Source organism: Pseudomonas sp. BAY1663 (assembly GCF_000582595.1).
GTDB classification, from domain to species: Bacteria; Pseudomonadota; Gammaproteobacteria; order Pseudomonadales; family Pseudomonadaceae; genus Stutzerimonas; species Stutzerimonas stutzeri_AF.
This window is the reverse complement of the sequence record NZ_AZSV01000060.1, coordinates 18,220-27,415: the sequence shown is the minus strand read 5'-3', so window position 1 is coordinate 27,415 and position 9,196 is coordinate 18,220. Positions and strand designations below refer to the sequence as shown.

Here is a 9,196-nt window from a genome sequence, read left to right as displayed (position 1 = left end):
GGGACCGGCTGCCGTGCCCGCCGGCCCGCTTGCCGGGGGCGGCCAGCGTGCCCGCCGCGTTCGTAGCGGATTATCGATGCGAGCCGTGCCTGCGGGTAATGCTCGATTCGAGCGACCTGGCCGCGCGTGAGCGGCAGCGCTTCATCGACCAGCGTTGGGCGTTGAGCCCGCAGTCCGACCGCATGGGCGCCCGGCTGTGCGGCGAGCCCTTGCGGGCGGAGGCGCTGCAATGGTCGCAAGGCGTGGTCGGCGGCAGCATCCAGGTGCCGCCGGATGGCCAGCCGATCGTGCTCATGGCCGACCGCCAGACCATGGGCGGCTATCCATTGCTGGGCTGGTTGCACCCACTGGACCTGCCGCGCCTGGCGCAGTCCCCGGCGCATCAGCGGCTAGGCTTTCGGCCTGTCGAGCGGGCGCAGGTCCAGGCCGAACTGCGGCAGTTCTATCGTTTCTTTCGTGGCTGAGAGATTGGCGGCACGCCCGACGCTCAAAAGCATCGCCCCGAGGTCGGGCCTCCCACGAAAGCAATCGATGCACACCGGACCCGGTGGGCGCGCCCTCGCGGCGATTGCAGGCCGCAGGCCTGCCCGATGTTCGGAGCACCAGACCCTAGCGCATCTGTACTTCGATCACGCCATCGGCATTGACGGTCACCTGCCGGGTGCCGGCTTCGATTTCCGGTACCGGCGCGGCATCCATCATGTTCATCTTCATGGCCGCGCCGCGCATCACCGGTTGGTAACCGGCGCTGTTGAGATTGAGGCTGACCAGCTTGTAGCCGGTGCCGCCAAGGGCCTCGGTGGCCAGCTGGGCACGGGCGCGGAAGGCCGTTACCGCATCCTTGAGCAGGGCGTCCTCGTTCTGCTTGCGGATCGGATCGGAGACGCTGAAGTGCATGCCGCCCATCTTCAGGCTCTGCATCAGTTCGGCGGTCAGCTTGGACAGGCTGGCGAAATCGCTGCTTTCCAGGCGCAGCTCGGCGCGCTCGCGCCAGGCGGTGATCTTCTGGCCCTTTTCCTCGTAGACCGGATAGCTGCTGCGGCTGCCCTGGCTGACGATCACTGCCTTTTCCTGGCGCGCGCGCTGCAGCGCCTGGTTGATCGTGCGGGTGGTTTCGGCGGCGAGCTGGGCCGGGTCGCTGTGTTGCGCCTCGCTGTAGAGCGTGACGTGCATGCGGTCATGGGCGACTTCGCTACTGACTTCGGCGCGCAGGGCGACCTGGTTGTAGTGCTGTTGTTCGGCTGCAGCGGGGAGGCTGCAGGCGGCTGCGAGGCAGGCCAGCAGGACGGCGCCGCGGGAGAAGGTATGGGGCATGATGGCTCCTTGGTATGAGCACCGACGACGGTGCGTAAACCGAGACTGTACCCTCCCCGGCGAAGGTGTGCAGCCTCCTGTGCGGCGCGTTGCCGCATTGCAGGCAGGCTCGGGAGCGGCTTGGTTATACTCCGGCGAATTGTTGGAGACTTCATGTACGCATCCGTTCCGCTGCTTTCGGCCAGCCGCCAGAACCTCCGGCTGCTGACGCTCATCCGCATCCTCGTCCTGGCGGCGCAATCCGGTGCTGTCGGGCTGGCCTATGCCACTCAGTTGCTGACGCTGCCGTGGCTGGCGCTGGGCGTTACCCTGGCGGTGTCGGCGCTTCTTTGCCTCGGTACCGCGCTGCGCCTGCGCGGCCCCTGGCCGGTCACCGAGCTGGAATACGCGGTGCACCTGGCCGGCGACCTGCTGGTCCATAGCGCGCTGCTGTATTACTCCGGTGGTTCGACCAACCCCTTCGTCTCCTATTACCTGGTGCCGCTGACCATCGCCGCCGCGACCCTGCCGTGGCTGTACTCCATCGTGCTGTCCGGGTTGGCGCTGCTGGGCTATACGCTGATGCTGGTCTGGTACGACCCGCTGACATTGCCGCCGTTCGAGCGCGCCACGCTGCAGGTCTACGGCATGTGGCTGAGCTTCGCCCTGGCGGCGGCGCTGATCACCTTCTTCGTCGCGCGCATGGCCGAGCAACTGCGCCGCCAGGAACAACAGCAGGCGCAGCGGCGCGAGGAAAGCATGCGCGACCAGCAACTGCTGGCCGTGGCCACGCAGGCGGCCGGTGCGGCCCATGAGCTGGGCACCCCGCTGGCGACCATGAGCGTGCTGCTCAAGGAGTTGCGCCAGGAATACAAGGAGCCGCAGCTGAACGAGGACCTCGGCTTGCTGCAGTCGCAGGTCCAGCTGTGCAAGGAAAGCCTGCGCCAGCTGGTGCGTGCCGCCGAGGCCGATCGTCGCCAGGCGATCGTCGAGCAGACCGCGCGTGAGTGGGTCGAGTCGGTGCTGCAGCGCTGGCACCTGATGCGTCCGGAGGCGACCTATCGCTTCCAGTGCATCGGCCGCGGCAGCGCGCCCCGCCTGATGCCGCCGGCGGATCTCAGCCAGTCGTTGCTCAACCTGCTGAACAACGCCACCGACGCCAGCCCCGAGGATCTCGATATCCGTCTCGACTGGGACGCCCAGTGGGTCAAGTTGACCATCCGCGACCATGGCGCCGGTGTACCCTTGGCCATCGCCGAGCAAATCGGCAGGCCGTTCATCACCACCAAGGGCAAAGGCTTCGGTCTTGGCCTGTTTCTCAGCCAGGCCAGCGTGACGCGCGCCGGCGGCACAGTGAAGCTCTACAATCACGAGGACGGTGGCACACTGACCGAACTGCGCTTGCCGCATGGTTCGGTTCGCGCCTGATCCTGATCGTGACCCAATGCGAGGAATGCACAGATGACCGACGAATTGCAGCAAGAGGGTGAAGAACAACCTCATCTGCTGTTGGTGGATGACGACCCGACGTTCACCCGCGTCATGGCGCGCGCCATGAGCCGCCGTGGGCTGCAGGTCAGTATTGCCGGTTCGGCCGAAGAAGGCTGATGCTGGCCAAGCAGGACATCCCCGACTATGCGGTGCTCGACCTGAAGATGGAGGGTGATTCCGGCCTGGTGCTGCTGCCCAAGCTGCTCGAGCTGGACCCGGAGATGCGGGTGCTGATCCTGACCGGCTACTCGAGCATCGCCACCGCGGTGGAGGCGATCAAGCGCGGCGCTTGCAACTACCTGTGCAAGCCCGCCGATGCCGACGACGTGCTGGCGGCACTGCTGTCCCAGCACGCCGATCTGGACAGCCTGGTGCCGGAAAACCCGATGTCGGTCGATCGGCTGCAGTGGGAGCACATCCAGCGGGTGCTGAGCGAGCACGACGGCAATATCTCCGCCACGGCTCGCGCGCTGGGCATGCATCGCCGCACCTTGCAGCGCAAACTGCAGAAGCGGCCGGTCAGGCGATAAAAGCCTCTGTCTGAGTTGGCTGTTGCGAAGAGACGTACCCCTGTAGGAGCGGGCCATGCCCGCGAATCTTTCTGTGCGCAAAGCTTTGCGCGCATGGCCCGCTCCTACGGGCGTTCGGAACACCTCGACATCGACACTTCGAGCAACCTGCAATTGGGGCAAGCGCGATAAAAAGCCGCCCTGGACTGGCTCCGGTTTCCAGCTTAGGGCTTGTCTACGGTTAACATAGGGCGGCCTCTTCATTCCCAGGTTCGTCCATGCTTTCCGTCGTCCTGCAGACCCTGAGCATCACCGCTCCGGTATTCGCCATGCTGTTTCTCGGCGTGGCGCTCAAGCGCGTTGGCTGGATCGATGCGGCCTTCATCCAGACGGCCTCGGCGCTGGTGTTCAAGGGCACCATGCCGACCCTGCTGTTCATCTCGATCCTCAAGGCCGACCTGGATGCTGCGCTGCAGCCGGCATTGCTCGGTTACTTCGTGCTGGCGACCATCGCAACCTTCATCCTGGCCTGGTGCTGGGCGATCTGGCGTTGCCCGCCCGAGGATCGCGGGGTCTACGTGCAGGGGGCCTTTCGCGGCAACAACGGTATCGTCGGCCTGGCATTGGCCGGCAGCCTGTATGGCGACTACGGGCTGTCTCTCGGCAGTGTGCTGGCTGGGGTGGTGATCCTGGTCTACAACAGCCTGTCGGCCATGATCCTGGCCATCTATAGCCCCGACGGGCGGACCAGTGCGACGGCGATCCTCGCGAGCATTCTGCGCAATCCGCTGATCATCGGTGTGGTTACGGCCATGCCGTTCGCGTACTGGCAGATTGCGCTGCCGGGCTGGCTGATGACCTCCGGCCAGTATTTCGCGCAGATGACCTTGCCGCTGGCGCTGATCTGCATCGGCGCCACACTATCGCTGGCGGCGCTGCGCGAGAGCAGTGGCAGTGCGCTGAGCTCGAGCCTGATGAAAATGGTCTGGCTGCCCGCGATCGCCACGCTGGGGGCTTGGGCCTGCGGCTTCCAGGGCGCGGAGCTGGGCATTCTGTTCCTCTACTTCGCCAGCCCGACGGCCGCGGCCAGCTTCGTCATGGCGCGTGCGGTGAATGCCAACCACCAGTTGGCCGCCACCATCATCGTGATCACGACATTGATGGCTGCGGTGAGCATCAATGCCGGGCTCTTCCTGCTTGGCTGGCTGGGATGGCTTTAGATTTAAGAAAGCTCATGCAATGGTCGTAATCGTTCAATAGGCCTCAGAAAAAATTACCCGTTTCCCGTCAAATTGCTTCGGCCACGAGCGGGGTAGCCGTCTTTGTTTGCTGGGGATTGGGATGATGTCGTTTTTTTCACCTTCGAGCCGTTCGTTGACGCGCGATACCGCCCGCGTCGTCAGTCTGCGGCGCGTGCTCGTTCCGGGCCTGGCGCTGTTGCTGAGCCTGAATCTCGGTGCCTTCGTCGGTGGCGTCTGGCTCGGGCGCGACCTGGGGGGACGGCAGGTTCCCGCGTCTCTCGACGAGCCGGAACCGGACGGCGAAGGGCGTTTCGCCATCGCGCGGGTCGGCGAGGTGGTCGGCCGGCTGAAGTCGCTGGAGTCCGACGTGCTCGCGCTGCAGCAGATGATGAACGAGCACCGTATCCTGAGCGGGCAACTCTCTGCCCTCGACCCGACCCTGCTGCCATCGCTGGTGCCGGCGCCGCGTGACAGCGCGGGGCAGGGCGGCGTGCTGCTGGCGCCGCAGGGCTGTTCGGGCGAATTGCTGGATGGCGACAGCGTATCGCTGGACGATCTGCAGCACACCGTGACATCGGCACGCTGCATCCGCTTGGTGCTGGACGAGATGATGCAGCGCGTGGCCGAACGCAACGCGGCGCTCATGGCGATTCCCTCCCGCCGGCCCGTGGGGGAGGCGCGCCTGGGATCGGCCTACGGCAACCGCATCGACGTTCAGGAAGCAGCTGGCCTTCCATTCGGGGGTGGATTTCGCGTTGAGAACCGGCTCGGATGTGCTGGCCGCGGCCGGCGGCCGGGTTCGCTTCGCCGGCTATCGTGGCGCATACGGCAATCTGGTCGAGATCGATCACGGCAACCGGCTGGTGACCCGCTACGCCCATCTGTCGCGGCTGCATGTGCGGGCCGGGGATGTGGTCACGCCCGAGCAGCGGATCGGCGCGGTGGGCTCCACCGGGCGCTCCACCGGTCCGCATCTTCATTTCGAAGTGCTGCACAAGGGGCGGTTCGTCGATCCGCAGCGCTTCCTCGCCCTTGGTGATCTGGAGCGGGTGGGCGATGCTCAGGCTGAAGACTAGGAAACCTTCGACCCGCGAGCTGGTGCGCGCCGAGCATCGGCTGCTGGCCGTTCGCCCTGCCCGGCCCTGGCGCTGGGGCATCGCCGTGCTGCTCTGCCTGATCGCCGCGCTGCTGTTCCTGCGTGACCATGAAAACGCCGCGCATGAGCAGCGGGTCGCGGGGTTGCTCGCCGAGAACCTGGCGCTTCAGGACGCACTCGAGCGGGGCCGGTTGCAGCGCCAGGAAGCCGAGGCGACGCAGGCCCAGCTGCTCAAGCGCAGCGCCCAGTTGTCCGCGCAAATCGAACGATTGCAAACAGACCTGGCGTTCTTCCGGCAACAGAAGAAAGCCCGTTAACGACCTTTTGGAGTAGTGATGTTCAGCAAGAAGAAGCAGGTATCGCGCGTCACCATCGAACAGTTCTCGAGCCTGATCTCCGGCAATGTGTCGCTGGTTGGCGACATGCAGTTCGAGGAGGGGCTCAAGATCATCGGCGCGGTGCAGGGCGACGTCTGCCACAAGCCGGGAACCCACAGCCTCCTGGCCTTGAGCGCCGAAGGGCGGATCGAAGGCAATGTCAGCAGCTACGATGCGTTGATCGACGGCACCATCGTGGGCGACCTGGTGGTCGAGCACCTGCTCGAGCTGCATTCCAACGCGCGGGTGCGCGGCAACATCCGCTACCGCCAGCTGAGCATGGAGAACGGCGCCGTGGTCGATGGCATGCTCAGCCGGATGGGCGATGAGGAGGAGACCGCACAGGTCTTCGAATTGCCGCGGCCGCAGGTCCGCGAGGGCTGAGTCAGGCGCGCGCCGGGACGATCGGCCTTGCCCGGCGCGGCCCCTGACAGACGCGCCGCCGGATTTTCAGCGCTGCCTCTTCCAGGCGCGGGCACTGATCACCAGCAGGGTGACCGCGGTCAACGGCAACGCGTAGCCGAGCATGGCGTCACCGAAGGTCTGGGCGAACGGCCGGCCAGTGCTGGCCAATACCAGATACAGGGTGTAGGCCAGGTAGTAGGCGAGGAACAGCAGGCCTTCCCAGCGGTTGATGCTGTAGCCGGCGAAGAAGATCGGCAGGCAGGCCAGCGCAACGGCGATCATCACCGGGAAGTCGAAGGCCAGTGCATTGGGCGATACGGCGATCGCCGCGGGCGATACCAGCGCCGCCAGCCCGAGCACGCAGAGCAAGTTGAAGATGTTGCTGCCGACGATGTTGCCGACGGCGATATCGCGTTCGCCACGGAAGGCGGCGAGGATCGAGGTGGCCAGCTCCGGCAGCGAGGTGCCGATGGCGATCACGGTCAGGCCGATCACCAGTTCCGAAAGACCCAGTGCACGGGCCAGCGCCACGGCCCCCTCGACCAGGAAGTTGGAGCCCAGCACCAGCAGCACCAGGCCGACGATCACCAGGCTGGCGTTGATCAGGCCGGCATGGGGCTTGACCGGCTGATCCAGGCCGAACTCCTTGGCGAACTCGTCGTCCGCTCCGGCGGCCTTCTCGCGGCGGCTGCTGATGATCAGGAACAGGGTATAGGCCACCACGGCGGCGAACAGCAGTGCGCCGTCCAGCCGGCTGAGCTGGCCATCCCAGGCCAGCGCGAGCACGGCCAGGCTGGCGCCGATCATGATCGGTACGTCGAGGCGGATAAGCTGGCGCGACACCACCAGCGGCGCGACCAGGGCGGTCATGCCGAGGATCAGCAGGACGTTGGCGATATTGCTGCCCAGCACGTTGCCGATGGCGATGTCGCCGCTGCCATTGAACGAAGCCTGCACACTGACCGCCGTTTCCGGAGCGCTGGTGCCGAAGGCGACCACGGTGAGGCCGATGACCAGCGGCGAGATGCCGAACTGGGCGGCGAGCCTGGCGGCGCCGCGCACCAGTACCTCGGCGCCGGCAACGAGCAGGACCAGGCCGGCGAGGAGATAGACGAAAGTCATCAGGGTCACGATGCGATGCTCCAGAAGGGACGAAATAGAGGGCTTAGCGCTGGCGCTGCCAGGCGCGCAGGAAGATCACCAAAAGCGTGATGGCCGTCAAGGGGAAGGCGAACCAGAGCATCGCATCGCGCAGCAGGTGGATCGCCCCGAGGCCGGTGGCGAACATCACCAGGTACAGGGTGTAGGCCACGTAATAGGCGAAGAACAGCAGGCCCTCCCAGCGGCGGATGCAGTAGCCGGAGAAGAAGATCGGCAGGCAGGCGACGAACACCGTGAGCATGATGGGGAAGTCGAACGAGCGCGCATTCGGCGAGATCGACAGGCCTTCGCTGGCCACCACCGCCCCTGCGCCGAGTACCAGCAGCAGGTTGAAGATGCAGCTGCCGATCACATTGCCCACGGCAATGTCGCGCTCGCCCCGGAGCACCGCCAGCAGCGAGGTGGCCAGTTCCGGCAGCGAGGTGCCGACGGCCACGACCGTCAGGCCGATGATCAGCTCCGACAGGCCCAGCGCGCGGGCCAGCGCCACGGCACCTTCGATCAGCAGGTTCGAGCCGCCCACCAGCAGGCCGAGGCCGAGCAGGATCAGCAGCAGCTGGAATACCCAGGCGAACGGCTTGTCGCTGCCAGCCGAGCCGAACTCGGCGGCGAACTCGTCGGCCACCGGCACGGCCTTCTCGCGCAGGCTGGCGACGATCAGGAACACCGTATAGCCGATCAGGCAGGCCAGCAGCAGGATGCCGTCGAGGCGGCTGATGCGGCCGTTCCAGGTCAGGGCGTAGCAGAGCAGCCCGGCGCCGATCATCACCGGCACGTCGAGACGGATCAGCTGGCGCGACACCAGCAGCGGCGCGACCGCCGCGCAGAGCCCGAGGATCAGCAGGATGTTGGCGATGTTGCTGCCAATCACGTTGCCCACGGCAATATCGCCGCTGCCGCTCAGGGAAGCCTGCACGCTGACCGCCGTTTCCGGGGCGCTGGTGCCGAAGGCGACTATGGTCAGGCCGATGATCAGCGGCGGGATGCCGAAGCGTCCGGCCAGCTCGGCCGCGCCGCGTACCAGCACTTCGGCACCGGCCACCAGCAGCACCAGGCCGCCGATCAGGTAGGCGAAGGTCATCAGCGACATGCGGCGGCTTCCGGGGTTTGGGAGGGAACGGGTGCGCTCATGGACGCGGGAAGGGTGGTGGCTGAGGTCATGCTAAGGCTCATGGGAGGGTTTCGATGCGCACGCGGGCCACGCCGGCGTTCAGCATGTCCAGTTGCCTGGCGGCGGCGCGCGAGAGGTCGATGATGCGGCCCCGGCGGAACGGGCCGCGATCGTTGATGCGTACCACCACCTGCTTGCCGTTGTTCAGGTTGGTGACGCGGACCCGGGTGCCGAACGGCAGGCTGCGGTGGGCGGCGACGAGGGCGTTCTGGTCATGGGTTTCCCCGTTGGCGGTGCGCTTGCCATGGTGCATGCGCGCGTAATAGGAGGCCTTGCCGCTCTGGGTGAAGCCTTCCTGGCGGGACGGAGGGGGCGTGGCGGCGGGTGGTGCCGGCTGGCGCTCGGCACAGCCGCCTGCCAGCAGGGCCAGGAGCAGGAGAACGAGAAGCGGGATTTGACGCATGGGCAATCCTTCCGTTGGACCAATCGCTGACGGGCCGAAGGAAGCCCGC

General features: G+C 66.2%; 8 protein-coding genes and 3 pseudogenes. 7 read left to right on the top strand and 4 right to left on the bottom strand.

All coding sequences use genetic code 11. From position 1 onward, the window contains the following. Positions 1–464: pseudogene (locus BAY1663_RS15965) on the top strand (allophanate hydrolase); the annotation flags it as partial. Between the two features lie 145 nt (positions 465–609). Here the strand turns inward: BAY1663_RS15965 and BAY1663_RS15960 are convergent. After that, positions 610–1,314, bottom strand: coding sequence for an SIMPL domain-containing protein (locus tag BAY1663_RS15960; RefSeq protein WP_037042631.1), 705 nt, complete (start codon positions 1,312–1,314; stop codon positions 610–612). 153 nt (positions 1,315–1,467) lie between these two features. On the opposite strand from BAY1663_RS15960, the gene BAY1663_RS15955 reads away from it, so the two are divergent. The 6 genes and pseudogenes from BAY1663_RS15955 (at position 1,468) to BAY1663_RS15930 (ending at position 6,391) form a co-directional block, all read left to right on the top strand. Beyond that, positions 1,468–2,721 carry an ATP-binding protein gene (locus tag BAY1663_RS15955; RefSeq protein ID WP_037042630.1) on the top strand — a complete coding sequence of 418 codons (1,254 nt, stop codon included), beginning with the start codon at positions 1,468–1,470 and terminating at the stop codon, positions 2,719–2,721. A 33-nt stretch (positions 2,722–2,754) separates the two neighbouring features. After that, positions 2,755–3,314, top strand: a pseudogene (locus tag BAY1663_RS15950) (response regulator transcription factor). Positions 3,315–3,571: 257 nt separating this feature from the next. Next, a complete protein-coding gene (locus tag BAY1663_RS15945) occupies positions 3,572–4,513 on the top strand; it encodes an AEC family transporter (protein WP_037042629.1) in 942 nt (313 codons plus the stop codon). A gap of 124 nt (positions 4,514–4,637) precedes the next feature. Beyond that, positions 4,638–5,610, top strand: a pseudogene (locus BAY1663_RS15940) (M23 family metallopeptidase). Further along, a complete protein-coding gene (locus BAY1663_RS15935; protein ID WP_037042627.1) occupies positions 5,591–5,947 on the top strand; it encodes a hypothetical protein in 357 nt (118 codons plus the stop codon). The pseudogene BAY1663_RS15940 and the gene BAY1663_RS15935 overlap by 20 nt, the downstream one beginning before the upstream one ends. Before the next feature lie 18 nt (positions 5,948–5,965). After that, the gene (locus BAY1663_RS15930) at positions 5,966–6,391 is read left to right on the top strand and encodes a polymer-forming cytoskeletal protein (RefSeq protein ID WP_037042624.1); all 426 of its coding nucleotides are present in this window, start codon (positions 5,966–5,968) and stop codon (positions 6,389–6,391) included. A gap of 66 nt (positions 6,392–6,457) precedes the next feature. Here BAY1663_RS15930 and BAY1663_RS15925 read toward each other — a convergent pair whose 3' ends face one another. From BAY1663_RS15925 to BAY1663_RS15915, 3 genes are all read right to left on the bottom strand, one after another. Then, positions 6,458–7,543, bottom strand: a complete 1,086-nt coding sequence (locus tag BAY1663_RS15925; RefSeq protein ID WP_037042622.1) for a calcium/sodium antiporter — start codon at positions 7,541–7,543, stop codon at positions 6,458–6,460. Positions 7,544–7,577: 34 nt separating this feature from the next. Then, entirely contained in the window at positions 7,578–8,663 is a 1,086-nt protein-coding gene (locus tag BAY1663_RS15920; RefSeq protein ID WP_037042619.1) for a calcium/sodium antiporter, read from the bottom strand. A 79-nt stretch (positions 8,664–8,742) separates the two neighbouring features. Beyond that, complete coding sequence (locus tag BAY1663_RS15915) at positions 8,743–9,147, bottom strand: septal ring lytic transglycosylase RlpA family protein (RefSeq protein ID WP_037042617.1); 405 nt, start codon at positions 9,145–9,147, stop codon at positions 8,743–8,745. Between the last annotated feature and the right edge of the window lie 49 nt (positions 9,148–9,196).

Coding starts and splice junctions, on each gene's coding strand:
- BAY1663_RS15960 (WP_037042631.1), bottom strand. CDS start 1,314: ATGCCCCATACCTTCTCCCGCGGCGCCGTCCTGCTGGCCTGCCTCGCA.
- BAY1663_RS15955 (WP_037042630.1), top strand. CDS start 1,468: ATGTACGCATCCGTTCCGCTGCTTTCGGCCAGCCGCCAGAACCTCCGG.
- BAY1663_RS15945 (WP_037042629.1), top strand. CDS start 3,572: ATGCTTTCCGTCGTCCTGCAGACCCTGAGCATCACCGCTCCGGTATTC.
- BAY1663_RS15935 (WP_037042627.1), top strand. CDS start 5,591: ATGCTCAGGCTGAAGACTAGGAAACCTTCGACCCGCGAGCTGGTGCGC.
- BAY1663_RS15930 (WP_037042624.1), top strand. CDS start 5,966: ATGTTCAGCAAGAAGAAGCAGGTATCGCGCGTCACCATCGAACAGTTC.
- BAY1663_RS15920 (WP_037042619.1), bottom strand. CDS start 8,663: ATGTCGCTGATGACCTTCGCCTACCTGATCGGCGGCCTGGTGCTGCTG.
- BAY1663_RS15915 (WP_037042617.1), bottom strand. CDS start 9,147: ATGCGTCAAATCCCGCTTCTCGTTCTCCTGCTCCTGGCCCTGCTGGCA.